This window comes from Kitasatospora sp. NPDC058406, from assembly GCF_042722765.1.
In the GTDB taxonomy this organism is placed as follows: Bacteria; Actinomycetota; Actinomycetes; order Streptomycetales; family Streptomycetaceae; genus Kitasatospora.
On record NZ_JBHXKE010000066.1, the window covers coordinates 1 to 24687 of the forward strand.

The 24687-nt window shown below is 71.8% G+C and carries 22 protein-coding genes; 10 read left to right on the forward strand and 12 right to left on the reverse strand.

The window, feature by feature from the left end; genetic code table 11:
* Nucleotides 1-47: 47 nt before the first annotated feature.
* The 3 genes from ACFWOG_RS15380 to ACFWOG_RS15390 form a co-directional block, all read right to left on the reverse strand.
* On the reverse strand, nt 48-398 hold the full coding sequence (locus ACFWOG_RS15380; protein WP_380358594.1) for an ATP-binding protein: 351 nt from the start codon (nt 396-398) through the stop codon (nt 48-50).
* A gap of 233 nt (nt 399-631) precedes the next feature.
* Complete coding sequence (locus ACFWOG_RS15385; RefSeq protein ID WP_329885297.1) at nt 632-1780, reverse strand: adenosine deaminase; 1149 nt, start codon at nt 1778-1780, stop codon at nt 632-634.
* A gap of 132 nt (nt 1781-1912) precedes the next feature.
* On the reverse strand, nt 1913-2830 hold the full coding sequence (locus ACFWOG_RS15390) for a LysR family transcriptional regulator (protein WP_380358633.1): 918 nt from the start codon (nt 2828-2830) through the stop codon (nt 1913-1915).
* 155 nt (nt 2831-2985) lie between these two features.
* Between ACFWOG_RS15390 and ACFWOG_RS15395 the strand changes: the two genes are divergently transcribed.
* The 3 genes from ACFWOG_RS15395 (at nt 2986) to ACFWOG_RS15405 (ending at nt 5897) form a co-directional block, all read left to right on the forward strand.
* Nucleotides 2986-4446 carry an MFS transporter gene (locus tag ACFWOG_RS15395; protein ID WP_380358598.1) on the forward strand — a complete coding sequence of 487 codons (1461 nt, stop codon included), beginning with the start codon at nt 2986-2988 and terminating at the stop codon, nt 4444-4446.
* 170 nt (nt 4447-4616) lie between these two features.
* On the forward strand, nt 4617-5288 hold the full coding sequence (locus ACFWOG_RS15400) for an alpha/beta hydrolase (protein WP_329947720.1): 672 nt from the start codon (nt 4617-4619) through the stop codon (nt 5286-5288).
* Between the two features lie 54 nt (nt 5289-5342).
* The gene (locus ACFWOG_RS15405; RefSeq protein WP_380358601.1) at nt 5343-5897 is read left to right on the forward strand and encodes a Uma2 family endonuclease; all 555 of its coding nucleotides are present in this window, start codon (nt 5343-5345) and stop codon (nt 5895-5897) included.
* A 40-nt stretch (nt 5898-5937) separates the two neighbouring features.
* Here ACFWOG_RS15405 and ACFWOG_RS15410 read toward each other — a convergent pair whose 3' ends face one another.
* From ACFWOG_RS15410 to ACFWOG_RS15445, 8 genes are all read right to left on the reverse strand, one after another.
* Nucleotides 5938-7215: a thymidine phosphorylase gene (locus ACFWOG_RS15410; protein WP_329885300.1), complete on the reverse strand. Its 1278-nt coding sequence runs from the start codon at nt 7213-7215 to the stop codon at nt 5938-5940.
* A 190-nt stretch (nt 7216-7405) separates the two neighbouring features.
* The gene (locus ACFWOG_RS15415; protein WP_329947721.1) at nt 7406-7804 is read right to left on the reverse strand and encodes a cytidine deaminase; all 399 of its coding nucleotides are present in this window, start codon (nt 7802-7804) and stop codon (nt 7406-7408) included.
* The gene (locus ACFWOG_RS15420) at nt 7801-9066 is read right to left on the reverse strand and encodes an ABC transporter permease (RefSeq protein ID WP_329885302.1); all 1266 of its coding nucleotides are present in this window, start codon (nt 9064-9066) and stop codon (nt 7801-7803) included. The genes ACFWOG_RS15415 and ACFWOG_RS15420 overlap by 4 nt, the downstream gene beginning before the upstream one ends.
* Nucleotides 9063-10220: an ABC transporter permease gene (locus ACFWOG_RS15425; protein ID WP_329885303.1), complete on the reverse strand. Its 1158-nt coding sequence runs from the start codon at nt 10218-10220 to the stop codon at nt 9063-9065. The genes ACFWOG_RS15420 and ACFWOG_RS15425 overlap by 4 nt, the downstream gene beginning before the upstream one ends.
* Nucleotides 10221-10224: 4 nt before the next feature.
* Nucleotides 10225-12081 carry an ABC transporter ATP-binding protein gene (locus ACFWOG_RS15430; protein ID WP_380358636.1) on the reverse strand — a complete coding sequence of 619 codons (1857 nt, stop codon included), beginning with the start codon at nt 12079-12081 and terminating at the stop codon, nt 10225-10227.
* Between the two features lie 49 nt (nt 12082-12130).
* Complete coding sequence (locus tag ACFWOG_RS15435) at nt 12131-13189, reverse strand: BMP family ABC transporter substrate-binding protein (RefSeq protein ID WP_329885304.1); 1059 nt, start codon at nt 13187-13189, stop codon at nt 12131-12133.
* Nucleotides 13190-13453: 264 nt separating this feature from the next.
* On the reverse strand, nt 13454-14731 hold the full coding sequence (locus ACFWOG_RS15440; protein WP_380358607.1) for an amidohydrolase: 1278 nt from the start codon (nt 14729-14731) through the stop codon (nt 13454-13456).
* A 231-nt stretch (nt 14732-14962) separates the two neighbouring features.
* Entirely contained in the window at nt 14963-16564 is a 1602-nt protein-coding gene (locus ACFWOG_RS15445) for a methylmalonyl-CoA mutase (RefSeq protein WP_380358609.1), read from the reverse strand.
* Between the two features lie 119 nt (nt 16565-16683).
* Here ACFWOG_RS15445 and ACFWOG_RS15450 point away from each other — a divergent pair, with 119 nt between their 5' ends.
* The 3 genes from ACFWOG_RS15450 to ACFWOG_RS15460 all read left to right on the forward strand — a co-directional run bounded on the left by ACFWOG_RS15450 (nt 16684) and on the right by ACFWOG_RS15460 (nt 20096).
* Nucleotides 16684-17427 carry an SDR family oxidoreductase gene (locus tag ACFWOG_RS15450; RefSeq protein WP_329885307.1) on the forward strand — a complete coding sequence of 248 codons (744 nt, stop codon included), beginning with the start codon at nt 16684-16686 and terminating at the stop codon, nt 17425-17427.
* Between the two features lie 159 nt (nt 17428-17586).
* The gene (locus tag ACFWOG_RS15455; RefSeq protein ID WP_380358611.1) at nt 17587-19254 is read left to right on the forward strand and encodes an alpha/beta hydrolase; all 1668 of its coding nucleotides are present in this window, start codon (nt 17587-17589) and stop codon (nt 19252-19254) included.
* Nucleotides 19255-19550: 296 nt separating this feature from the next.
* Nucleotides 19551-20096: a 2-oxo-4-hydroxy-4-carboxy-5-ureidoimidazoline decarboxylase gene (locus ACFWOG_RS15460; protein WP_380358639.1), complete on the forward strand. Its 546-nt coding sequence runs from the start codon at nt 19551-19553 to the stop codon at nt 20094-20096.
* A 25-nt stretch (nt 20097-20121) separates the two neighbouring features.
* Here ACFWOG_RS15460 and ACFWOG_RS15465 read toward each other — a convergent pair whose 3' ends face one another.
* Nucleotides 20122-20856, reverse strand: a complete 735-nt coding sequence (locus tag ACFWOG_RS15465; protein WP_380358614.1) for a hypothetical protein — start codon at nt 20854-20856, stop codon at nt 20122-20124.
* Between the two features lie 367 nt (nt 20857-21223).
* On the opposite strand from ACFWOG_RS15465, the gene sdhC reads away from it, so the two are divergent.
* Genes sdhC through ACFWOG_RS15485 form a run of 4 tightly spaced genes read left to right on the forward strand, consistent with a single transcriptional unit; the run spans nt 21224 to nt 24659 of the window.
* Nucleotides 21224-21604 carry a succinate dehydrogenase, cytochrome b556 subunit gene (gene sdhC / locus ACFWOG_RS15470; RefSeq protein WP_329885310.1) on the forward strand — a complete coding sequence of 127 codons (381 nt, stop codon included), beginning with the start codon at nt 21224-21226 and terminating at the stop codon, nt 21602-21604.
* Nucleotides 21605-21612: 8 nt separating this feature from the next.
* Nucleotides 21613-22104 carry a succinate dehydrogenase hydrophobic membrane anchor subunit gene (locus ACFWOG_RS15475; RefSeq protein WP_329885311.1) on the forward strand — a complete coding sequence of 164 codons (492 nt, stop codon included), beginning with the start codon at nt 21613-21615 and terminating at the stop codon, nt 22102-22104.
* A 39-nt stretch (nt 22105-22143) separates the two neighbouring features.
* Nucleotides 22144-23886, forward strand: a complete 1743-nt coding sequence (gene sdhA / locus ACFWOG_RS15480) for a succinate dehydrogenase flavoprotein subunit (protein WP_329885312.1) — start codon at nt 22144-22146, stop codon at nt 23884-23886.
* Nucleotides 23886-24659, forward strand: a complete 774-nt coding sequence (locus tag ACFWOG_RS15485; protein ID WP_329885313.1) for a succinate dehydrogenase iron-sulfur subunit — start codon at nt 23886-23888, stop codon at nt 24657-24659. The genes sdhA and ACFWOG_RS15485 overlap by 1 nt, the downstream gene beginning before the upstream one ends.
* Nucleotides 24660-24687 lie beyond the last annotated feature (28 nt).

Consider the following 24687-nt stretch of genomic DNA (forward strand, 5'->3'; position numbering starts at 1 on the left):
CTCCGGGGGGAGTGAGCGGCCCGTTCGCCGTGCGCGGGTGCGGAGCGTCAGCCGCCGAGGCCCGGGAGGATCCCGGTGAGCCCGCCGACCGGGGTCTTGTCGAGGCCCGGGATGCTCGGAACGCCCGCGCGGTTGCCGACCGCACCGGCGACCGGGGCGGTGGCCTGGCCCGCGCTCGGGGCGAGGGTGCCGAGGGTGTTGGCGACCCGGTCACCGCCGGGCAGCTTGGCGGCGGTGTCGGTGACGGCACCGGTGACGGCCGGGTTGGTCAGCGCGCCGGTCGGGAGCCCCAGGCCACCGGTGGCGGCGGGGGCGGCGGACGCGCTGCCGGCGCCGACGGCGGCGATGGCGAGGCCGAGCGCGGCGGTGCCGGCGGCCTTGAGAGTGGCCTGCTTCATGTGGTTGGTCCCCTTGGGTCCTCGTCGGTGGCCGACCGGTACGGCTGGCACGACGGGTTCCGTCCGCCACGGCCGGTCAGCATTGACTGGCACACCGTATTGATTGGATCGCACGAGGACCAAAGGCGGTTCACCCACACGAGTGGGTAGTCGGATGAACGCCAAATTCCTTGCCCGAAAAGGGCGTTCAGGACGGGCCCGGAAGGGCGTTCATCCGACGAACGGCGACGGCGTCAGCTGCCGGCGCTGAACAGCCACTCGGCCTTGAGTTCGGCGTAGCCCGGCTTGATCACGTCGTTGATCATCGCGAGCCGCTCGTCGAACGGCAGGAACGCCGACTTCATCGCGTTCACGGTGAACCACTCCATGTCGCCCAGCGTGTAGCCGAAGGCCTCGACCAGGTGGCCGAACTCCTTGCTCATGCTGGTCCCGCTCATCAGCCGGTTGTCGGTGTTCACCGTGACCCGGAACTTCAGCCGGCTGAGCAGCCCGATCGGGTGCTCGGCGTACGACGTGGCCGCCGCCGTCTGCAGGTTGGAGGTCGGGCACATCTCCAGCGGGATGCGCTTGTCGCGGACGTACGCGGCCAGGCGGCCCAGCTGCACGCTGCCGTCCTCGTCGACCGTGATGTCGTCGACGATCCGCACGCCGTGGCCGAGCCGGTCGGCGCCGCAGCACTGCAGGGCCTCCCAGATCGACGGCAGGCCGAAGGCCTCGCCCGCGTGGATGGTGAAGTGGTTGTTCTCGCCCTTGAGGTAGTCGAAGGCGGCCTGGTGGCGGGTGGGGGGGTAGCCCGCCTCGGCGCCGGCGATGTCGAAGCCGACGACGCCCGAGTCGCGGTGGCGGTTGGCCAGCTCCGCGATCTCCTGCGAACGCGCGGCGTGCCGCATCGCGGTGATCAGGGTGCCGATCCGGATGCGGTGGCCCGCGGCGCGGGCGTTGGCCTCGCCGAGGCGGAAGCCGTCCTGCACGGCCTCGACGACCTCGTCGAGGGTCAGGCCGCCTTCGAGGTGCTGCTCGGGGGCGTAGCGGACCTCGGCGTAGACGACGCCGTCGGCGGCGAGGTCCTCGGCGCAGTCGGCGGCGACCTTGATCAGGGCGTCGCGGGTCTGCATGACGGCGCAGGTGTGGGCGAAGGTCTCCAGGTAGCGGACCAGCGAGCCGGAGTCGGCGGCCTCGCGGAACCACTCACCGAGCTCCTTGGGGTCGGTGGTGGGGAGTCCCTGGTAGCCGACGGCCGCGGCCAGCTCGACCACGGTCTCGGGGCGCAGTCCGCCGTCGAGGTGGTCGTGCAGGAGCACCTTCGGAGCGCGGACGATCTGATCGGCGGTGGGGATGCGGGGGCCGGCGCCCGCGATGGTGACGGGGATCTGCTTCTCCATTGCGGGAGTGTAGCTCCTACGCGCGTAGACGGGCCACCGTTCACCGGCCGAATCGGCCAATGTCCACCGGGAATTCCACCAAAGGGACGATCCGGGCAACCTACTCGTCGGTCGTCCGGACCGCCGCCCGCCTCAGTCGTGCTCCAGCAGCCGCCCCCGCCGCGACAGCACGAAGTCCCGGAACGCCGCCACCGGCGGGGTCATCGGCCGCCCCGCCGCCCAGGCCAGCCCGATCGCCCGCCGGGTGCGCGGCGCCGTCACCTCCAGCTCCACCGCCCCCGGCCGCGGCACCAGCGCCGGCGGCAGCAGCGCCACCCCCAGGCCGGCCGCCACCAGCCCGCGCAGCGTCTCCGCCTCCTCGCCCTCGAACGCGAGCCTCGGCACGAACCCCGCCTCCGCGCAGAACCCGTCCGTGATCGCCCGCAGCCCGTACCCCTGCTCCAGCCCGACGAACGGTTCCTCCGCCACCTCCGCCAGCCGGATCCGGCGCCGGCCCGCCAGCCGGTGGTCGGCCGGGACGACCAGGTGCAGCCGCTGCTCGTCCAGCCGGCGGGCCACCAGCGCCGGATCGTCCTCCGGCACCGGCGCGACCAGGCAGAGGTCCAGCTCCCCGGCCCGCAACCGGCCCAGCATCGCGCCGACGTAGTCCTGCACCAGCTGGAACCGCACCTGCGGGTACGCGGCCCGGAAGTCCCGGAGCAGCGCCGGGACCGCGTCCGTCCCCATGGTGTGCAGGAAGCCGAACGCCACCCGGCCGGTCGCCGGGTCCGCCTCCGCGCGGGCCGCCTCGGCACCGCGCTCGACCTCGGCCAGGGCCCGCTCGACCGAGTCGAGCAGCAGCCGGCCGGCCCTGGTCAGCCGGACCGTCCGGCCCTGACGGGCCAGCAGGTCCACCCCCAGCTCGGCCTCCAGCCGGGCCACCGCCCGGGACAGCGTCGGCTGCGGCATGCCCAGCACCGCGGCCGCCTGCGTCACGTGTTCCAACCGCGCCACCGCCGCGAACTGGGCCAGCCTCGGGGCCAGTTGCGTCGCCGGAAGGTCCGGCCCCAACTCCGCGAGCCGGGCCGGGGCCCCGCTTCCCCCGTCGTCCTCCACGCCTGCACGCACCACCCTCACCGCCGCACGCTCGACTCATACCCGTAGGCATGCATTATCGACGTCTCATGCATTGGACGCATCATTCGGCCGGGCCTACGGTCGATCTCATGCAGCCCTCCAGTACCGGGGCGTCCGTGGCCACTCCGGACGCCCTCGCCCAGCCGACCCCGAAGACCGCCGCGGGACCGAAGACCGCCGCGGCCCAGGCGACCGCCGCCGCCCGGCAGAGCACCGCGGCGCGAAGGTCCGCCGCCACCGCCGCAGGGCCGAAGATCGCCGCGGACGCCGCCACCAACGCCGCCACCGCGGAGGCCGTCGCCGCCGCCACCGCCGACGACCGCCACCGCCCCGGGCAGCGCGCCTTCCGCCGCGCCAACCTCGCGCTGTTCGCCGCCGGTATCGCGACCTTCGTCCTGCTCTACTCCACCCAGGGCCTGCTGCCGGTCCTCTCCTCCGACCTCGACCTGACCCCCGGCCAGGCCAGCTGGACGGCCTCCGCCGCCACCCTCGGACTCGCCCTCGCCCTGCTCCCCGCCAGCGCGCTCTCCGACCGGTACGGCCGCACCGCCGTGATGACGGCGTCCGTCCTCGCCGCCTCCGCCCTCGCGCTGGCGCTGCCCTTCGCCCCCGACCTGACCACCCTGGTCGTGCTCCGGGTCCTCCAGGGCGCCGCCCTCGCCGGGCTCCCCGCCACCGCCATGGCCTACCTCGCCGAGGAGGTCCACCCCTCCGCGCTGGCCTCCGCGATGGGTCTGTACGTGGCCGGCAACAGCATCGGCGGCATGGGCGGCCGGCTGCTCTCCGGCTGGGTCGCCGCCGGCTTCGGCTGGCGCTGGGGCCTGGCGGCCTCCGCCGCCCTCGCGCTGCTGGCCGCGCTGGCCTTCCGGCTGCTCATCCCCGCCGCCCGGCACTTCGCCCCGGCCCCGGTGGACGCCCGCGCCCTGGCCCGCACGGTCGGCCGCCACCTGGGCAACCCGCTGCTGGTCCGGCTGTACCTGCTCGGGATGCTCTTCATGGCCGTCTTCGGCGCGGTCTACAACACCGTCGGGTACCGGCTGATCGCCGCGCCGTTCCACCTGCCGGAGTCGGTGGCCGCCTCGATCTTCGTCGTCTACCTGGTCGGCACCGGCACCTCGGCCGCCGCCGGCCGACTCTCCGGCCGGCTCGGCCGGCGCGGCGCGCTCTACGTCGCGATCGGCACCACCGCCGCCGGTCTGCTGCTCTCGCTCGCCGACTCGTTGGCCTGCGCGCTGCTCGGCCTGGTCCTGATCACCGCCGGCTTCTTCGCCGGCCACGCCACCGCGTCCTCGGCGGTCGGCCGCACCGCCACCGAGGGCCGCGCCCAGGCCTCCGCGCTGTACCTGATCGCCTACTACCTGGGCAACAGCCTCGGCGGCACCGTCGGCGCGGACGCCTACCACTCCACCGGCTGGCCGGGCGCCGCCGCCGTCGGCCTCGCCGCCATGGCCCTCGCCGCCGGGGTCACCCTCTACGCCACCCGCCGCGCCCACACCGCCGCCACCCTCCGGCGGGCCGAAGGTCTGCCGGGCGGGCTCTCCGCCCGGTAGCCCTCCCGGGTCCACCCCGTCGGACGCCGCCACCGGATCACGCCACCGGGACCTGCCGATTCCGTCGCCGCCCGGCGGATACCTGACGTTCGCTGTCAGGTATCCGCCGTAGTTTTCCTCCCGTACGACCCGTACGACTCTTCCCACCCGTACGAGCAGAGGAGCGCACGATGACCGCCTTCGTCCTGATCCCCGGCATGCTGCACGGCGGCTGGTGGTTCCGGCCGCTCACGGACGGCCTGCGCGCCGCCGGGCACGAGGTGTACCCGCTGACGCTGACCGGGGTGGCCGAGCGCGGCCACCTGAACAACGGGACGGTCAACCTCGACACGCACATCCAGGACGTGGTGTCCGTGCTGGAGGCCGAGCAGCTCACGGACGTGGTGCTGGTCGCGCACAGCTACGGCGGGATGGTCGCCTCCGGCGCGGCCGACCGGGTGCCGGAGCGGATCGCCTCGCTGCTGTACGCGGACGCCTTCGTCCCGCGCGACGGCGAGTCGGCGTACGGGATCGTCGACGAGGTCTGGAAGCAGCGGTACCTGGCCGGCGCGTCCGCCGACGGCCTCACCACGGCGGGCCGCAACCCCGCGCTGGACCCGCGCGCCGGCGTCCACCCGCTGGCGTCCCTGCTGCAGTCGATCACCCTGACCGGCGCCCTGGACGCCGTCACCCGGCGCACCTACCTCCACGCCTCGGCCTTCGAGGAGAGCCCGCTCCTGGAGACCTTCGCGCGGCTGAGCGAGGACCCGACCTGGACGGTGATCACCCTCCCCTTCGGCCACGACCTGATCCGCGAGGCTCCCGAGGAGTTCCTCAAGGCCGCCCTCGCCGCCGCCGGCTGACGCCGCAGGCCGACGCCGGCCCGGCCGACGGTGACCGTCGAAACGCTCCGGGCCGTGAGCACCGATCCTGCCGCGTACGCCCGGTTGCGCGAGATCGCCGACCAGCTACCGAGGATTCCCGGGGCGGGGAAGGTCGAGATCGCCGACGGCGGGATCGTCATGACGACGTCGCCGGTCAAGCGGCACGAGCTCGCGGTCGTCCGCGTCGCCCGGCAGCTCAACGCCCAGCTCCCGCAGAGCCGTCCCGGTCACATCGCCCACGGTGGCGCGGACCTGGAGGACGTCGGCCTGGGGCGGCTCGGGAATCCCGACCTGATGGTGTTCCCCGAGGTCGCCCTGGACGACGAGGACCGCGGGCTCCTCCCCCACGAAGTCCTCCTCGTCGTGGAGATCGTCTCGAAGTCCAACCCCGAGAACGACTACCACGCCAAGGTCCGCGACCACGCGGCCATGGGCATCCCGCTCTACCTGCCGGTCGATCCGCGCAAGGGCACCGGCGTCGTGCACGACGGGCCGGGCTGCACCTCGCGCAGGGAGTTCGCCTTCGGCGACAGCGTCGCCGTCGGCCCGTGGACGCTCGACACCGGGGGCCCGTGCACGTACGCCTGAGCGGCCGTCCGTGCGCGGGCCCCCGGTGGGCGGGGCGGGATCAGGCGATGCGGTCCAGCACGATCGGGTTCGGGGTGAACGCCGTGCCGGCCGGGGAGACCTCGACGCCGCCCGCGAGGGCCTCGACCGCGTACTCGAAGCGCTCGGGCGTGTCGGTGTGCAGGGTGAGCAGCGGCTGGCCGGCCACCACGGTGTCGCCGGGCTTGGCGTGCATCTCGACGCCGGCGCCCGCCTGCACCGGGTCCTCCTTGCGGGCCCGGCCCGCGCCGAGGCGCCAGGCGCTGACGCCGACGGCGTAGGCGTCCAGGCTGGTCAGCACGCCCGAGGCCGGGGCGGTGATGACGTGCTGCTCGCGGGCGACCGGCAGCGGGGCGTCGACGTCGCCGCCCTGGGCGGTGATCATGCGGCGCCAGTGGTCCATCGCGGAGCCGTCGCGCAGCGCGTCGGCCGGGTCCTTGCCGTGGACGCCGGCGGCGGCCAGCATCTCGCGGGCCAGCGCCAGGGTGAGCTCCACGACGTCGGCGGGGCCGCCGCCGGCCAGCACCTCGACGGACTCGCGGACCTCCAGCGCGTTGCCCGCGGTGAGGCCGAGCGGGGTGGACATGTCGGTGAGCAGCGCGACGGTGTTGACGCCCGCGGCCTTGCCCAGGCCGACCATGGTGCGGGCCAGCTCCTGGGCGTCGCCGAGGTTCTTCATGAACGCGCCGGAGCCGACCTTGACGTCCAGCACGAGTGCGCCGGTGCCCTCGGCGATCTTCTTGGACATGATCGAGGAGGCGATCAGCGGGATGGCCTCGACGGTGCCGGTCACGTCGCGCAGGGCGTACAGCTTCTTGTCGGCGGGGGCGAGGCCGTCGCCGGCCGCACAGATCACCGCGCCGGACGAGCGCAGCACGTCCATCATCTCGTCGTTGGAGAGCAGGGCGCGCCAGCCGGGGATGGACTCCAGCTTGTCGAGGGTTCCGCCGGTGTGGCCGAGGCCGCGGCCGGAGAGCTGCGGGACGGCGGCGCCGCAGGCGGCGACGAGCGGGGCGAGCGGCAGGGTGATCTTGTCGCCGACGCCGCCGGTGGAGTGCTTGTCGCTGGTGGGCTGGGCGAGGGAGGAGAAGTCCATCCGGACGCCGGAGCGGATCATCGCGTCGGTCCAGCGGCTGATCTCGCGGAGGTTCATGCCGTTCAGCAGGATGGCCATGGCCAGGGCGGACATCTGCTCGTCGGCGACCTCGCCGCGGGTGTAGGCGTCGATGACCCAGTCGATCTGAGCGTCGCTCAGCTCGTCGCGCTCGCGCTTGGTCCTGATGACGGAGATGGCGTCCATGGTTGCTCCATTGCTCCCGGGAGGGGGTTTCGGAAAAGCAGCGTTCAAAAGCGGCATTCAAAAGCGGCGTGCGGGGGTGCCGCACGCGGAAAGCATCGCGCGCAGGCGGCACCCGAAAAGCGAAGAGTGCCGCGAGTCGGCCCGGTCAGGGCCCACTCGCGACACTCTACGCGCGTAACAAATGGCAGTGCTAGAGCCGCTCCGGCCCGAACGCGTCGGGCAGGACCTCACTCATCGGGCGCACCCCGGACGGCAGCTCGATCAGCAGCTCCGGCCCGCCGTGCTCGTACAGCAGCTGGCGGCAGCGCCCGCACGGCATCAGCAGCTCTCCGGCCCCGTCCACGCAGGTGAACGCGGTCAGCCGGCCGCCTCCGCCGGCGTGCAGCGCGGAGACCAGACCGCACTCGGCGCAGAGGCCGATCCCGTACGAGGCGTTCTCGACGTTGCAGCCGGTGACCACCCGGCCGTCGTCCACCAGGGCGGCCGCGCCGACCGGGAACCTGCTGTACGGGGCGTAGGCGTGGGTCATCGCCTCGCGCGCCGCCTCGCGGAGCGCCTCCCAGTCGACCGTCGCGGCCGCGGCCGTCACTTGCCCTGGCCCTTGCGGTAGATCTGGCCGTCGGCCTTCGGCGGGCGCAGCCGCTGCGAGGCCAGCGAGAGCACCACCAGGGTGATGACGTACGGCGTCGCCACGATCAGCGGACGCTGCACCTCCTCGGTGGTGAAGTACCAGGTGAAGAGGCCACCGGCGACCACGAAGGTGATCAGCGCGGCCGGGATCTTGCGGCGGTACAGGTTCCAGAGCGCCAGCAGCACCATCGCGATGGCGACCACCAGGATCAGCACGTGCACCGACTCCGGGTCACGCAGCTGGAGGCTGTCGGTGAAGCCGAACAGGCCCGCGCCCATGGCGAGACCGCCCGGCATCCAGTTGCCGAAGATCATCGCCGCGAGGCCGATGAAGCCACGGCCGTTGGTCTGGCCGTCCTTGTAGAAGTGCGCCGCGACCAGCGAGAGGTACGCGCCGCCGAGGCCCGCGAAGGCGCCGGAGGTGATGACCGCGAGGTACTTGTACTTGTAGACGTTGACGCCCAGCGACTCCGCAGCGGTCGGGTTCTCGCCGCAGGAGCGCAGCCGCAGGCCGAACACGGTGCGCCAGAGCGCGAAGTAGCTGACCACGATCAGCGCGCCGGCCAGCAGCACGACCACCGAGATGTTGGTGACCAGACCGCCGAGCACGCCGGCCACGTCGGAGACCAGGAACCAGTGGTGGGTCTCGATGTCCTTCAGGCCGGACGAGAGGCCGGGGATCGTGATGTACGGCAGCGGATCGGCCGGCGGGGACTGGTTCGCGCCGGCACCGGCGGAGATGTAGTCCTTGTAGTAGATCCGGTTGACGTACGCGCAGATGCCGGGGATCAGCAGGTTGACGCCGACGCCGGAGACGATGTGGTCGACGCCGAACGTCACGGTGATGACGGCGTGGAGCAGACCGCCCAGCGCACCGCCGAGCATGCCGGCCACCAGGCCGAACCACGGGCTGACCAGGTAGCCGCCCCAGGCGCCGGCGAAGGTGCCGGCGACCATCATGCCTTCGAGGCCGATGTTGACCACGCCGGCCCGCTCGGACCAGAGACCGCCGAGGCCCGCCATGCCGATCGGCACGGCGGCGCTGAGCGCGGCGGTGACCTGACCGGAGGAGGTCAGCGAGTGGTTGTCGGTGATCATGCCGACGGCCGAGAAGAGGACCAGGGCGCCCGCGATCAGCAGCAGCACCACCGGCCAGGACATCTTGCGCTTCTTGGCGGGAGCGCCCGGCGCCTTCGCCCGGGCTGCGGTGGCCGTGCTCATGCGGACACCTCCTTCTTCTCGTTGGCCGCGGCGGCCTGGGCGGCGAGTTCGGCGCCGACCTTCTGCTGCTGGCGCTTGAGGCCGTAGCGACGCACCAGCTCGTAGGCGACGACGACGCAGATGACGATGGTGCCCTGCATGACCGGGACGATCTCGAACGGGAAGCCGCCCTGGAGCGGCAGCTGGGAGCCGGTGGCGTCCAGGAAGGCGAAGAGCAGGGCCGCGAAGGCCATGCCGATCGGGCTGTTGCGGCCGAGCAGCGCGACCGAGATGCCCAGGAAGCCGAGGCCGCCCTGGAAGCTCTGGCCGTAGTTGTACGAGTTCTGCAGCAGCTCGGGCAGACCGATCAGACCGGCCAGCGCACCGGAGACCGCCATGGAGATGACGACCATGCGCTTGACGTTCACGCCGGACGCGGTCGCCGCGGACTCCGAGCGGCCGGTGGCGCGCAGGTCGAAGCCGAAGCGGGTCCGGGTCAGGGTGAACTGGAAGGCCACGCCGACCAGGATCGCGATGAAGAGGAAGCCGTAGAGCGGGCCGCCGTCGGTGTTGATCGCGAAGAAGTGGCTGGACTCCGAGACCGGGGCGGTCTGGATCGAGTTGCTGGTGCCGCTCTTCTCCGGCGCGAAGATGCCGGGGACGAGCAGCAGGCCGACGATGGCGACCGCGATGGCGTTCAGCATGATGGTCGAGATGACCTCGCTGACGCCGCGGAGGACCTTCAGCAGACCGGCGATGCTCGCGTACAGGCCGCCGACCAGCATGGCGGTGATCAGCAGCAGCGGGATCTGGATGAACGACGGCAGGTCGAGCCGGCTGCCGACGAAGGCGGCGAACAGCGCGGCCACCTTGTACTGGCCCTCGACGCCGATGTTGAAGAGGTTCATCCGGAAGCCGAAGGCGGCGGCCGCGGCGGCCAGGTAGTACGTGGTGGACCGGTTGAGGATGGCCACCTGGCCGTCCGACTTGGTGGCGTACGTGATCATCACGTTCCAGGCGTCGAACGGGTTCTTGCCCGAGGTCGCCAGGAGGACGGAACAGATCACGACGGAGAGCAGCACGGCGAGCACCGGCGCTGCGAGGGCGAGCACGATCTTCTCGCCGCTGATCCGCTGCGCCAGCGAACGCTTGGCTGCGGGGTTGGGACTGGTCATGTGGCTACTCCCCCGCCTGCTGGTCGTCGGCGGTGTCGGTGGGGGTGTCGTCCCCGGCGGTGACGGACGGGGCGTCGTCCCCGGCGGCGGGCTCGGCCTCGGTGCCCTCGACCCGGGTCGCCTGGAACTCCTCGACGGCCTCGGGCTCGGACTCGATGTGGCCGCGGGCCGCACCGGTCATCGCGGTGCCGAGGTCCTCGGCGGTGACGGTGGCCGGGTCCGCGTCGGCGACCAGCCGGCCGCGGTAGATCACCCGGATGGTGTCGGAGAGCCCGATCAGCTCGTCCAGGTCGGCGGAGATCAGCAGGACCGCGAGGCCCTCGCGCTGCGCGACCCGGATGTGCTCCCAGATCTGCGCCTGCGCGCCGACGTCCACACCGCGGGTGGGGTGGGCGGCGATCAGCAGCTTGGGCCGGTGGCTCATCTCGCGGCCGATGATCAGCTTCTGCTGGTTGCCGCCGGAGAGGGAGGCCGCGGTGACCTCGATGCCGGGGGTGCGGACGTCGTACTCCTCGACGATCCGCGCGGTGTCCCTGCGGGCACCGGCGGGGTCGAGCAGGACGCCCTTGGAGTTCGGGGCCTCGGTGACGTGGCCGAGGATCCGGTTCTCCCAGAGCGGGGCCTCCAGCAGCAGGCCGTGCCGGTGGCGGTCCTCGGGGATGTAGCCGATGCCGGCCTGGCGGCGGGCCCGGGTGAGGGTGCCGGAGAGGTCCTTGCCGTCGAGGGTGACGGCGCCTGCGTCGAGCGGCAGCATGCCCATGACGGCCTCGACCAGTTCGGCCTGGCCGTTGCCCTCGACACCGGCGATGCCGAGGATCTCGCCCTTGTGGATGCGCAGCGAGATGTCGTCCAGGACCACGCGCTCGATGCCCTCGGCGTCGGTCTTGGCGATCCGCAGGCCCGCGACGTCCAGCATCACGTCGGTGGTGACGGTGGACTCGCGGCTCTCCGGGGAGGGCAGCTCGGAGCCGACCATCAGCTCGGCCAGCTGGCGGGCGCTGACGCTCTTCGGGTCCGCGTCGCCGACGGTGGTGCCGCGGCGGATGACGCTGATCGCGTCCGCCACCGAGAGCACCTCGTGCAGCTTGTGCGAGATGAAGATGACGGTGACGCCCTCGGACTTGAGCTCGCGCAGGTTGTCGAAGAGCGCGTCGACCTCCTGCGGGACGAGCACCGCGGTGGGCTCGTCGAGGATGAGGATCTTGGCGCCGCGGTAGAGCACCTTGAGGATCTCGACGCGCTGGCGGTCGGCCACGCCGAGGTCCTCGACCAGGGTGTCCGGGCGCACGCCCAGGCCGTACTGGTCGGAGATCTCCTTGATCTTCGCCTTGGCCTTGGCGCCGATGCCGAACAGGTGCTCGCCGCCGAGGACGACGTTCTCCCAGACGGTGAGGTTGTCGGCGAGCATGAAGTGCTGGTGCACCATGCCGATGCCGCGCGCGATGGCCTCGCCCGGGGTGTTGAACTCGCACAGCTCACCGTTGATCGCGATGGTGCCCTCGTCCGGCTTCTGCATGCCGTAGAGGATCTTCATCAGCGTCGACTTGCCGGCGCCGTTCTCGCCCATGAGGGCGTGCACGGTACCGGTGCGGACGGTGAGGTTGATGTCGTGGTTGGCCACGACACCGGGGAAGCGCTTGGTGATGCCGCGCAGTTCGACGGCCGGTGTCGCCGTCCCCGCGCTGGGGGTACCGCCCGTGTGCGGGGCGGGGTCGGATGCGGTGATGGCGATCTCCTGGTGGTCTGGAGGCGCGTCGTTGCGCTGGAGGGCCAAAAGCGAAAAGCGGTGGAGGGACGGGACGGGGCCCGGGGGTACGCACTGAGCGCACCCTTCCGGGCCCCTCCCTGATGTTGCGTCCATCATGGCGCTGCCGGGCAGGCGGCAGCGGCAGCGACGTCCGGTCGAACCCCTACTTGGTGGGGTCGGTCGGGACGGTGGTGGCGCCGCTCTTGATGGCGTTGCCGGCCTCGTCGAGCTTGGCCTTGATGTCGTCGATCTTGTTGCCGGTGGTGGCCAGCGAGACACCGTCGGCCTTGAGGTCGAAGTTCTTCACGCCGGTGAAGGGGGTGCCCTTCTTGATCGACTCGACGTAGGAGAAGACGGCCTTGTCGACGTTCTTCACCATCGACGTGAGGATGCTGTTCTTGTACTTCGCCAGGGCCGGCTGGGCGGCCTGGTCGGAGTCGACGCCGATGGCCAGGGCGTTGGCGTTGGCAGCGGCCTCGATCGCACCGTTGCCGGAGGAGCCGGCGGCGGTGTAGATGACGTCGGCCTTCTTGTCGAGCTGGCCCTGGGCGGCCTCCTTGCCCTTGTCGGGCGAGGCGAAGCCGGAGAAGTCCGGGGGCGTGGTGAGGTAGGTGACCTCGACCGGCATGTTCGGGTCGACGGACTTGACGCCCGCGCGGTAGCCCGCCTCGAACTTCTTGATCAGCTCGGTCTGCACGCCGCCGATGAAGCCGACGTGCTTGTTCTTCGACTTGAGCGCGGCGGCCACACCGGCCAGGTACGAGCCCTCCTGCTCGGAGAACGTCAGCGAGGTGACGTTGCTCGGCTGGGTCTCGGAGGCCGAGTCGATGATCGCGAACTTGGTGTTCGGGTTCTCCTTGGCGATCTTCTCGACCGCAGCCTGGTACACGAAACCGACCGCGATGATCGGGTTGTAGCCGGCGGTGACCAGGTTCTTGAGCCGGGTCTCCTTGTCGGCCTCGGCCTCGCCGGTCTTGGCGTCGGCCTCGGTCACGGCGACGCCGAGCTCGTTCTTGGCCTTGTCCAGGCCGCGCGCGGCGGAGTCGTTGAACGACTGGTCGCCACGGCCACCGATGTCGTAGGCCATGCCGACCTTCAGGCCGCCGTCGGCGGAGCCGGAAGAGGCGGCGGTGTCGTTGCTCTTTGCGCCGCAAGCGGCGAGCGAGGCGATGCCCAGGGAACCCGAGAGCACAACCGCGGCGAGCTTAGTAGAACGGCGCAAGGGAGTATCTCCTTCTCACACGCACCCGATTAGCGTGGTCGGACGCCACCGTAACGCGCGTAGAACACGGTTGGGTTACGGGCCGCCGGAGCATTCGGGTTGTTATCAAACCGTGGTCTCACGGCCCTCCCGACGCCCCTTTTCCGTGCAGGAACGGCGGTCGGAACTGGCGCAGCCCAGTGTACGTAACCGTAAATAAAGCCTGTATTGCGACAAACCGGACACTCATGGTGAGTGTCCGGTTTACGACCGCCGAAAGGGCCCTCAGAGGACCTCGGAGCCCTCCCCGGGCTCCGTGTCCGGATCCAGTGCCAGCGCCGCGAACAGCTCCACACCGATCGCGATCGCGCGCTCGTCCACGTCGAATCTGCCCTGGTGCAGGTCACGGACGGCGGTGTCGCCGGGGGTGCGGACGCCGAGCCGGGCCAGCGCACCCGGAGCGTGCTCCAGGTACCAGGAGAAGTCCTCGCCGCCGAGCGACTGCTCGGTGTCCTCCACCACCTGGCGGCCGGAGCGGCCGAAACGCGCTGTCATGGCCTCCTCCAGCAGGGCCACCGAGACCGCCTCGTTGACCACCGGCGGGACACCCCGGTGGTAGTCCAGCGTCCACTTGGCCCGGTACGTCTCGGCGAGCCTGGCGATCAGCTCGTGCAGCAGCTCCGGCGCATCCCGCCAGCCGGCCAGCTCCAGGCAGCGGACGGTGCCCTCCAGCTCCGCGTGCTGCGGGATCACGTTGGGCGCGGAGCCGGCGGCGATCCGGCCCCAGACCAGCGAGACGCCCCAGCGCGGGTCCATCCGGCGGGCCAGCAGGGTCGGGAGGTCGGCCGCCATCCGGGCGATCGCGGTGACCAGGTCCGTGGTCAGGTGCGGGCGGGCGGTGTGGCCGCCGGGACCGTCCAGGCTCAGGACCAGGCGGTCGCAGGCCGAGGTGATCGCCCCGACCCGCAGCCCGACCCGGCCCACCTCCACCTTCGGGTCGCAGTGCACCGCGAAGATCCGCTCGACGCCGTCCATCCCGCCGGCCGCGATCACGTCCAGCGCACCGCCGGGCATGACCTCCTCGGCGGGCTGGAAGACCAGCCGGACCGGACGGCGCAGCTCGCCGGTGCGGGCCGCCTCGGCCAGCACCAGCGCGGTGCCCAGCACCACCGAGGTGTGCACGTCGTGGCCGCAGGCGTGGGCCCGGCCGGGCACGGTCGAACGGTAGGGGACGTCGGTCTTGGCGTCGTCGATCGGCAGGGCGTCGATGTCGGCACGGAACGCCAGGAAGCCGGCCCCGCGCGGTGCGGACTCGGGAACGACGTCGACGAGCATTCCGGTGCCGCCCGGGAGGATCCGGGGGGCGAGGCCCGCGGCGACCAGGCGGTCGCGCAGCAGACCGGTGGTACGGAACTCCTGGCGGCCCAGCTCCGGGTGCCGGTGCAGGTCCCGCCGGAAGGCGATCAGCTCGGGCTCCAGCCCGCTCACCCGGTCACGGAGACCGGCGGCGGGACGGGCAGCGGTGAGGGTGACGGCCGACTGGGCGGACTCACGACGGTTCATCTCAACAAGGGTAGGCCCGTTGGGGGGATTTGGCCCGACTTCCGGAAAAGAAGTCCCCGGATGGGCGCATACCGGCCGAGCAGGTGGGTATGACATCTTGTTTCAGCCGCCTTCCCCAGGTTCCTGCCCAGTGCAACGACCGTCGGCGATCAAGGTCACGCCCTTCCCACCAGGGGAATTGACGATGGCTCGGAATCGCACGGCGGCACCGACGGTCCGGCCCCGCACCACTCAGAACCGCTCGACCGGGGCGTAGCCGCCCCAGACCTCGCGCAGCGCGTCGCAGACCTCGCCCACGGTGGCCCGGGCGGCCAGCGCCTCCCGCATCGGGTACAGCACGTTGTCCGGCCCCCCGGCCGTCCGGCGCAGCGCGGCCAGCGAGCGGTCCACCGCCGACCGGTCCCGCGCCGCCCGCACCCGGGCCAGCCGCGCCACCTGCCGCCGGCCGGCCTCCGGGTCCACCCTGAGCGGCCGGTACGGCTCCTCGGACGCCAGCCGGAACCGGTTGACCCCGACCACCGTCCGCTCCCCCGCCTCGGTCTCCCGCTGGATCCGGTAGGCGTTCCGCTCGATCTCCGTCTTCTGGTACCCGGCCTCGATCGCGGCCACCGCGCCGCCGAGTTCCTCGACCCGGGCCATCAGCACGAGCACGGCCTCCTCCGTCGCGTCGGTCAGCGCCTCCACGGCGTACGAGCCGGCGAACGGGTCGACGGTGGCGGTCACGTCGGTCTCGTACGCGAGCACCTGCTGGGTGCGCAGGGCGAGCCGGGCCGCCTTCTCGGTGGGCAGCGCGATCGCCTCGTCGAAGGAGTTGGTGTGCAGCGACTGGGTGCCGCCGAGCACCGCCGCGAGGGCCTGCACCGCGACCCGGACCAGGTTGACCTCGGGCTGCTGGGCGGTCAGCTGCACCCCGGCGGTCTGGGTGTGGAAGCGCAGCATCTGCGAGCGGGGGTCCCGGGCACCGAACTCGTCGCGCATCACCCGGGCCCAGATCCGGCGGGCCGCGCGGAACTTCGCGACCTCCTCCAGCAGCGTGGTCCGGGCCACGAAGAAGAAGGAGAGCCGGGGCGCGAAGTCGTCCACCGCCAGACCCGCCGCCCGTGCGGCGCGCACGTACGCGATGCCGTCGGCCAGGGTGAAGGCGACCTCCTGCGCGGGCGTCGCACCGGCCTCGGCCATGTGGTAGCCGGAGATCGAGATGGTGTTCCAGCGCGGGATCTCGGCCCGGCAGTACCGGAGGACGTCCGCGACCAGCCGCAGCGAGGGCCGCGGCGGGAAGATGTAGGTGCCGCGGGCGATGTACTCCTTGAGCACGTCGTTCTGCACGGTGCCGGTGAGCCGGGCCGGCGGCACCCCCCGGGCCTCGCCGACCAGCTGGTAGAGCAGGAGCAGCAGGGCGGCCGGTGCGTTGATGGTCATCGAGGTGGAGACCTCGCCGAGCGGGATGCCCTCGAACAGGTCGGCCACGTCCTCGACGCTGTCCACCGCGACGCCGACCCGGCCGACCTCCCCGGCGGCGAGCGGGGCGTCCGAGTCGTAACCCATCTGGGTCGGCAGGTCGAAGGCGACCGAGAGGCCGGTGGAGCCGCCGGCGATCAGCTGCCGGTAGCGGGCGTTGGACTCGGCCGCGGTGCCGAAGCCGGCGTACTGGCGCATCGTCCAGAGCCGGCCCGTGTACATCGACGGGTGGACGCCCCGGGTGTACGGGTACGCGCCCGGCCGGCCCAGCCGCTCGGCCGGGTCCCGGCCGGCCCGGGCCTCGGGGCCGTAGAGCGGCGCGATCGGGAGGCCCGACTCGGTGCGGCGCGGTTCGGGCGGCGGTTCGGGGGTCATGGTGTCCTCCGCGGTGTTCGGCCGGACGGTCCCCTCCCCTCGCAATGTAACGCCGGCGGCCCGGGGGCGAGCGGCCTTGAGATGATCGGCTGAACCGACCGGATATCTCAGGAGTGGCAATGACCGAGCAGAAGGTGGCCGTCGTCACCGGCGCGAGCAGCGGGATCGGCGCGGCAACCGCCCGCCGGCTCGCGGCCGAGGGCTTCGACGTGGTGCTGACCGCCCGCCGGACCGACCGGATCGAGCAGCTGGCCAAGGAGATCGGTGGGCGCGCCCACACCCTGGACGTGACCGACCGGGCCGCCGTGGACGCCTTCGCGGCCGGGATCGGCCGGGTGGACGTCCTGGTGAACAACGCCGGCGGGGCGATCGGGGCCGAGCCGGTGGAGTCGGGCGACCCGGCGGACTGGCTGGCCATGTACCAGGTGAACGTGCTCGGCGTGCTGCACGTGACGCAGGCGCTGCTGCCGGCCCTGCGGGCGAGCGGCGACGGCACCATCCTCGTCCTCTCCTCCACCGCGGCGCTGGCCGCGTACGAGGGCGGCGGCGGCTACGTGGCGGCCAAGCACGCGGCGCACACCATCGCCGCGACGCTCCGGCTGGAGCTGTGCGGGGAGCCGGTCCGGGTGATCGAGATCGCCCCGGGCATGGTCAAGTCCGAGGGCTTCGCCGTCACCCGGTTCCGCGGCGACGAGGAGAAGGCCGCCTCCGTGTACGCGGGCGTCGCCGAGCCGCTGACCTCGGAGGACGTCGCCGACACCGTGGCCTGGGCGGTCACCCGGCCGTCCCACGTCAACATCGACCTGCTGGTGGTCCGCCCGCGCGCCCAGGCCGCCAACCACAAGGTGCACCGGGAACTCTGACCCCTCCCCCGCCCCCGGCCGGGCCGCCACGGTGCGGCCCGGCCCATGGCGGCGTTCAGGCTGTTCGCATACGTTCGAGCCTTTCGGCACCGGCCTTCCGGGGCCGGCACCCCGGGGGTGCGCACCGGGGCTGTCACCCGACAGTGGTACATACGTGCGATGACGAATTATCGGGCCGCCCGCCCGCGCTTTCTGCTGGCCGCGGTCGCTGCCGGCACCCTTCTCCTCACCACGGCGTGCGGCGGGGACCAGAAGCCCGCCCAGGACCAGGCCGCCACCACCCCGCCGACGGCCGCCACCACAGCCGCCGGGACGCCGACGCCCACCCCGACGCCCACCCCGACCGCGAAGCCGACCGGCGCCGCCGACCCCGCGCTCAAGCCGTTCTACGGCCAGCAGATCAGCTGGGCCGCCTGCGCCCCGGATGCCGAGGCGGCCGAGGCGAAGATCGACACGTCCCTGATGAAGTGCGGCAAGCTGCACGTCCCGCTCGACTACGCCGACCCGGCGGGCGAGGCCCTCGACCTCGCGCTGATCAAGCTGCCCGCCGGCAAGCAGGACCAGCGGATCGGCTCGCTGATGGTCAACCCCGGCGGCCCGGGCGGCTCCGGCGTGGAGATGGTCAAGTTCGGCGCCGAGCAGTTCGACGGCACCCTGCACAACCGCTTCGACGTGATCGGGTTCGACCCGCGCGGCACCGGCGGCAGCTCCCCGGTGGTCTGCCTGGACGACAAGCAGCGCGACGCGCTCAACGCGCAGGACGACCCGCTCGACCCGCAGGAGGCGAAGGCCCTGTCGGACAAGCAGGAGGCCGAGTACATCGCCGCCTGCCAGGCCAAGTCCGGCAAGCTGCTGCCCTTCGTCGGCACCCGCAGCACCGCGCGCGACCTGGACGTGCTGCGCGCCGCCGTCGGCGACCAGAAGCTCAACTACCTGGGCATCTCCTACGGCACCTACCTCGGCGCGCTCTACGCGGAGGAGTTCCCCGGGAACACCGGCCGGCTGATCCTCGACGCCGCCGTCGACCCCGCCCAGGAGAGCCTCGACAGCAGCGTCAACCAGATCATCGGCTTCGCGAAGTCCTTCGAGCGCTTCGCCGTCGACTGCGTCGAGAACCACGCCGACGAGTGCGCGCTGGGCAAGTCCTCCGCCAAGGCCGCCAAGAAGGCCGCCGACTTCCTCGACGGGCTGCGCGACAAGCCGCTGCCCACCAAGGACGGCCGCAAGGTCGGCAGCGGCCTCGCCTGGACCGGCGTCACGCAGATGCTCTACGGCGACGAGAAGACCTACTGGCCGTACCTGCGGCTCGCCTTCGCCGAGGCGATGCAGGCCCGCCAGGGCAACGTCCTGCTCGCTTCCGCCGACGAGTCCAACGGCCGGGACGACCAGGGCCACTACGACCCCAGCGAGGCGGCCCTGGTCGCCGTCCGCTGCGCCGACGGCGCCTCCTCGGCCCCGACGCCCGAGCAGGCCCAGGCGGCCGTGGCGAAGCTCCGGCAGGAGGCCCCGCTGCTCACCAAGGACGTCACCGCGGAGGACTTCACCGAGGGCTCCTGCACCGGCTGGCCGTTCAGGTCGCCCGAGAAGCCGCACACCGTCCGGGCCGAGGGCAGCGCGCCGATCCTGGTCGTCGGCTCCACCGGGGACCCGGCCACCCCGTACGCCGCCGCCGAGTCGCTGGCCAAGGGCTTCGCCAACGCCACCCTGCTGACCCGGGTCGGCGAGGGCCACGGCGCCTTCGGCAAGGGCAACGGCTGCATCGACGCGGCCTACGCCGCCTACCTCACCGAGGGAACGCTCCCGGCCGCCGGGACCAGGTGTTCCTGACGCGTTGCCGGGCGCCGTGCGGAGCGACCCCGTGGAACGCGGTGCTGACGGAAGGGGCACGGGGGACGGCACGTCGTAGCAGATGAAGATGGGGAGGGCGCTGACACCGAGGTGTCAACGTCACAACTTGATAGCTCGTTCGGATGAAATCCGCGTGCGCTCTCCCCAACTGATGACCGCTCAACTACCTTTGAGTCGCTGACGGAGGGGCGTTGGACGCCGCCCCGCAGCCTCATACTTCACCTGACTTCACCACCACTTCACCGGCCCCTTCCCGCCCTCACGAGGAGGACCCGCTGGCCAGCGACATTCCGTCACAGCGGCTCGACCCCCGGACCGAGCCGACCCTCCTCGGACTGCACCGCTTCAACGAGGCCGACGCCGGCGCCGCCGAAGAGGCCCTGCTGGCCTGCTGCGGCAGCCACCGGTGGGCCCTCAGGCTCACCGCGCACCGGCCCTACCCCGACATAGAGTCCCTGCTGGCCGCCGCCAGCGAGGCCTCGTACGACCTGCGCCCGGCCGACCTGGCCGAGGCGCTGGCGGACGAGAGCTGGATGCCGCAGCCGCTCCTCGGCATGCGCGCACCCGGCAGCCAGGCGGCGCACACCGCGCTCCGGGCGGCCCACGCCGCCTACGAGGCCAGGTTCGGCCACGTCTTCGTGGTCTGCCTGGAGAACGTCGTCCCCGAGGAGATGCTCGACACCGTCCTCAGCTCGATCCGCACCCGGCTCGCCAACGACCGGGACGAGGAGCGTCTGGTGGCGTCCGACGAACTGCGCCGGATCGCCCTCACCCGCCTGGAACACCTGGTCGCCACCCACTCCGGGGCCTCGGCCCGCTGAGCCGCCCGGTCGTTCTCCGGGCGGCTCAGCCCTTCTGGGCCGCCCGCAGCTTGGCCACCTGCTGGCCGACGATCCGCCCGTCCGGCTCGGGGGCCGGAGCCGGGCCCACGCCGACCGTGCTGAACACCACCAGCGCCGGACCGACCCGCGCCAGCACCGCACGCTGAGCGAGCACCACCGAGCCCGATTCATTCGTGAGGGTGAATCCGGTCACGGCGTCGGCTCCCCCGGGCGTGGGCGTGTCGTTCCGGCTCAGCCGGTGCCGGGTCCGCACCTCCTTGCGCCCCTTCTCCGCCGGCGGCGGCGGCGCCGTCGAGGTGAAGTCCGCACACGGACCGAACAGGCCCCCCAGCTCCGCCTGCAGCCGGGCCGCCCGGTCGCCCCGGTAGCCGAGCAGCCCCCCGTAGACGCTCCCCTCCGGGTCCGCGGCCCGCGCCACGCCCACGTCCGTCTCCGCGTACGGCGCCGCCGGGCCGGGCGGGGCCGAGGCCGCGCCGGCCGCCACCGCCGGGGTCACCGCGTCCAGCAGCGGCTGGCACACCGGAAGGTCGGCGACCTCCCGCCCGCCCCCCGAGCCGGTCTCGCCGTGACCCGGCGTCATCACCGTGACCGTGTAGCCGGGGCCGAGGTCGGCGTCGGTCACCACGGCCGCGCGCAGCTCGGCCGCCGACAGCTCCCGGCCCGGGCCGCCGCCCCGGGCCCGGTCGGCGGAGCCGTCCACGGTGGCGCAGCCGGTGGCGAGGAGCAGGGCGCCGAGCACCAGGCCGGACAGCGGGCGGGTCGAGGGCCTGAGCGATAGGCGGGGCGAACGGCGGAGCGGGAGACGGGGCGGCGGAACGGGCGAGGGGCGGGGAGGGGAGGGCAGCACGGGGGCCTCGGCAGGGTGTCGGCGGCAGGGTTCGGGGGGTGCGCACGGTAGCGCGCCCGAACCATCACTTTCCGTAACAACCGACGCCCGGGTTCCCGCCCGACTAGGCCAGTCGTGCCTGATTGATCACACCTCGGGCCCCCGGAGGCGGTTCCCGACACGGCGTCGATAGGATGCTCGCGGCCGGTGGACCGTACCCGGCCGGGCTGACCGACACCGAAGCCGGCCGAGCCCCCAATCGCTTCCGGAGGGTTTTTCCGTGCCGGCTGGAACGCTGTACCGCGGCCGGGAAGGCATGTGGAGCTGGGTGGCTCATCGAGTCACCGGCGTCCTCATCTTCTTCTTCCTGTTTGCACATGTCCTGGACACCGCACTGGTGCGCGTGTCCCCCGAGGCGTACGACACCGTCATTCAGACGTACAAGACGCCACTCGTGAACCTGATGGAGTACGGCCTGGTGGCCGCCATCCTGTTCCACGCCCTGAACGGCCTGCGGGTCGTTGCCGTCGACTTCTGGTCGAAGGGCCCGAAGTACCAGAGGCAGATGCTCTGGTCCGTGGTCGGGGTCTGGGTCGTCCTGATGGCCGGCGCCTTCTACCCGATCCTGCAGCACACGCTGACCTCCTGGTTCGGGAAGTGATCTGAGACATGTCCACGGAAATCTCCGACGCCCTGGTGGTCCCCTCCGCCCAGGCGCACACCGGCAAGGGTCTCGGCACGGGCAACCCCGCCGACGACTTCGTGATCGAGCCGGCGCGCCAGCGGACGAAGAAGACCCCGCGCCGCACCCGTACCAACTTCGAGATGCTGGCCTGGCTCTTCATGCGCCTGTCCGGCATCGTCCTCGTGGTGCTGATCCTCGGCCACCTGCTGATCATGCTGGTGCTCGACGGCGGCGTCTCCAAGATCGGCTTCGCCTTCGTGGCCGGCCGCTGGGCCTCGCCGTTCTGGCAGGGCTGGGACCTCCTGATGCTCTGGCTGGCCATGCTCCACGGCTCCAACGGCATGCGGACGGTCATCAACGACTACGCCGAGAAGGACTCCACCCGGCTCTGGCTGAAGGGCCTCATGGGCGCCGCCACGGTCTTCACCGTGTTGCTCGGCACCCTGGTGATCTTCACTTTCGACCCGAACATCTAATCGGCAATCGGCAGAGGCCAGAGGCGAGTTAGAACCCCCATGCAGATTCACCAGTACGACACCGTCATCGTCGGCGCCGGCGGCGCCGGCATGCGCGCGGCCATCGAGTCGACCCAGCGCAGCCGCACCGCGGTGCTCACCAAGCTCTACCCCACCCGGTCCCACACCGGCGCGGCCCAGGGCGGCATGTGCGCCGCCCTCGCCAACGTCGAGGAGGACAACTGGGAGTGGCACACCTTCGACACGGTCAAGGGTGGTGACTACCTGGTCGACCAGGACGCCGCCGAGATCATGTGCAAGGAGGCCATCGACGCCGTCCTCGACCTGGAGAAGATGGGTCTCCCCTTCTCCCGCACCGAGCAGGGCCGGATCGACCAGCGCCGCTTCGGCGGCCACTCCCGCAACCACGGCGAGGCCCCGGTCCGCCGCTCGTGCTACGCGGCCGACCGCACCGGTCACATGATCCTCCAGACGCTGTTCCAGAACTGCGTCAAGCACGGCGTCGAGTTCTTCAACGAGTTCTACGTCCTCGACCTGCTGCTCAACGAGGGCAAGACCGCCGGCGTCGTCGCCTACGAGCTGGCCACCGGCGAGATCCACGTCTTCCAGGCCAAGTCGGTCGTCTTCGCCTCCGGCGGCACCGGCAAGTTCTTCAAGGTCTCCTCCAACGCCCACACCCTCACCGGTGACGGCCAGGCCCTGGTCTACCGCCGCGGCCTGCCGCTGGAGGACATGGAGTTCTTCCAGTTCCACCCGACGGGCATCTGGCGCATGGGCATCCTGCTCACCGAGGGCGCCCGCGGCGAGGGCGGCATCCTGCGCAACAAGGACGGCGAGCGCTTCATGGAGCGCTACGCCCCCGTCATGAAGGACCTCGCGTCCCGTGACGTCTGCTCCCGCGCGATCTACACCGAGATCCGCGAAGGCCGCGGCTGCGGTCCGGACGGCGACCACGTCTACCTGGACCTCACCCACCTGCCGCCGGAGCAGCTGGACGCCAAGCTCCCGGACATCACCGAGTTCGCGCGCACCTACCTCGGCATCGAGCCCTACACGGACCCGATCCCGATCCAGCCGACCGCGCACTACGCCATGGGCGGCATCCCGACCAACGTCGAGGGCGAGGTGCTGCGCAACAACACCGACGTGGTCCCCGGCCTGTACGCGGCCGGCGAGGTCGCCTGCGTGTCCGTGCACGGCGCCAACCGCCTGGGCACCAACTCGCTGCTGGACATCAACGTCTTCGGCAAGCGCGCCGGCATCGCCGCCGCCGACTACGCGCAGACGGTGGGCTACACCGAGCTGCCCGAGAACCCGGCCGAGAAGGTCCAGGCCCTGGTCGACAACCTGCGCGAGTCCACCGGCACCGAGTCCGTGGCGGTGATCCGCAAGGAGCTGCAGGAGACCATGGACACCAACGCCATGGTCTACCGCACCGGTGCCACCCTCAAGCAGGCGGTCGAGGACATCGCCGCGCTGCGCGAGCGGTACAAGAACGTCGCGATCCAGGACAAGGGCTTCCGTTACAACACGGACCTGCTGGAGGCCGTCGAGCTGGGCAACCTGCTCGACCTGGCCGAGGTCCTGGCCGTCTCCGCGCTCGCCCGCGAGGAGTCGCGCGGCGGTCACTACCGCGAGGACTTCCCGACCCGTGACGACGTGAAGTTCATGCAGCACACCATGGCGTACCAGGAGGTTGCCGCGGACGGCACCACCTCCATCCGCCTCGACTACAAGCCGGTCGTCACGACCCGCTACCAGCCGATGGAGCGTAAGTACTGATGAGCACTCCGACCGTGGAGAAGCACTCGGCCGCTCTGGACGCGGCCGAGAGCGGGGCCGTCAAGCTGATCACCGTCACTTTCCGGATCCGCCGGTTCAACCCGGAGGAGCACCCGGACCCGGTGTGGGTCGACTACCAGCTGGAGATGGACCCGAAGGAGCGCGTCCTGGACGCGCTCAACAAGATCAAGTGGGAGCAGGACGGCACCCTCACCTACCGCCGTTCCTGCGCCCACGGCATCTGCGGCTCCGACGCGATGCGGATCAACGGCCGCAACCGGCTGGCGTGCAAGACCCTGGTCAAGGACGTCAACCCGGAGAAGCCGATCACGATCGAGGCCATCAAGGGCCTGACGGTCCTCAAGGACCTGATCGTGGACATGGACCCGTTCTTCCAGGCGTACAAGGACGTCATGCCGTTCCTCATCACCAAGGGGAACGACCCGACCCGCGAGCGCCTGCAGTCCGCCGAGGACCGCGAGCGGTTCGACGACACCACCAAGTGCATCCTGTGCGCCGCGTGCACGTCGTCCTGCCCGGTCTTCTGGAACGACGGCCAGTACTTCGGTCCGGCCGCGATCGTCAACGCGCACCGCTTCATCTTCGACTCGCGCGACGAGGGTGCGGAGCAGCGGCTGGAGATCCTGAACGACCGTGAGGGCGTCTGGCGCTGCCGGACCACCTTCAACTGTTCGGAGGCCTGCCCGCGTGGCATCGAGGTCACCAAGGCGATCCAGGAAGTGAAGCGGGCGCTGGTCACCCGTCGCTTCTGATCCCCGCTCCCTGACGAAGGCCCCGTCC

What these genes read in the sequence shown, in the direction of transcription:
- ACFWOG_RS15380 (WP_380358594.1), bottom strand. Translation starts at nt 398, where the DNA reads ATGAAGCAGGCCACTCTCAAGGCCGCCGGCACCGCCGCGCTCGGCCTC.
- ACFWOG_RS15485 (WP_329885313.1), top strand. Translation starts at nt 23,886, where the DNA reads ATGAGCACTCCGACCGTGGAGAAGCACTCGGCCGCTCTGGACGCGGCC.
- ACFWOG_RS15455 (WP_380358611.1), top strand. Translation starts at nt 17,587, where the DNA reads ATGACGAATTATCGGGCCGCCCGCCCGCGCTTTCTGCTGGCCGCGGTC.
- ACFWOG_RS15440 (WP_380358607.1), bottom strand. Translation starts at nt 14,731, where the DNA reads ATGAACCGTCGTGAGTCCGCCCAGTCGGCCGTCACCCTCACCGCTGCC.
- ACFWOG_RS15475 (WP_329885311.1), top strand. Translation starts at nt 21,613, where the DNA reads ATGTCCACGGAAATCTCCGACGCCCTGGTGGTCCCCTCCGCCCAGGCG.
- ACFWOG_RS15430 (WP_380358636.1), bottom strand. Translation starts at nt 12,081, where the DNA reads ATGGACGCAACATCAGGGAGGGGCCCGGAAGGGTGCGCTCAGTGCGTA.
- sdhA (WP_329885312.1), top strand. Translation starts at nt 22,144, where the DNA reads ATGCAGATTCACCAGTACGACACCGTCATCGTCGGCGCCGGCGGCGCC.
- ACFWOG_RS15395 (WP_380358598.1), top strand. Translation starts at nt 2,986, where the DNA reads ATGCAGCCCTCCAGTACCGGGGCGTCCGTGGCCACTCCGGACGCCCTC.
- ACFWOG_RS15410 (WP_329885300.1), bottom strand. Translation starts at nt 7,215, where the DNA reads ATGGACGCCATCTCCGTCATCAGGACCAAGCGCGAGCGCGACGAGCTG.
- ACFWOG_RS15420 (WP_329885302.1), bottom strand. Translation starts at nt 9,066, where the DNA reads ATGAGCACGGCCACCGCAGCCCGGGCGAAGGCGCCGGGCGCTCCCGCC.
- ACFWOG_RS15425 (WP_329885303.1), bottom strand. Translation starts at nt 10,220, where the DNA reads ATGACCAGTCCCAACCCCGCAGCCAAGCGTTCGCTGGCGCAGCGGATC.
- ACFWOG_RS15385 (WP_329885297.1), bottom strand. Translation starts at nt 1,780, where the DNA reads ATGGAGAAGCAGATCCCCGTCACCATCGCGGGCGCCGGCCCCCGCATC.
- ACFWOG_RS15450 (WP_329885307.1), top strand. Translation starts at nt 16,684, where the DNA reads ATGACCGAGCAGAAGGTGGCCGTCGTCACCGGCGCGAGCAGCGGGATC.
- ACFWOG_RS15445 (WP_380358609.1), bottom strand. Translation starts at nt 16,564, where the DNA reads ATGACCCCCGAACCGCCGCCCGAACCGCGCCGCACCGAGTCGGGCCTC.
- ACFWOG_RS15400 (WP_329947720.1), top strand. Translation starts at nt 4,617, where the DNA reads ATGACCGCCTTCGTCCTGATCCCCGGCATGCTGCACGGCGGCTGGTGG.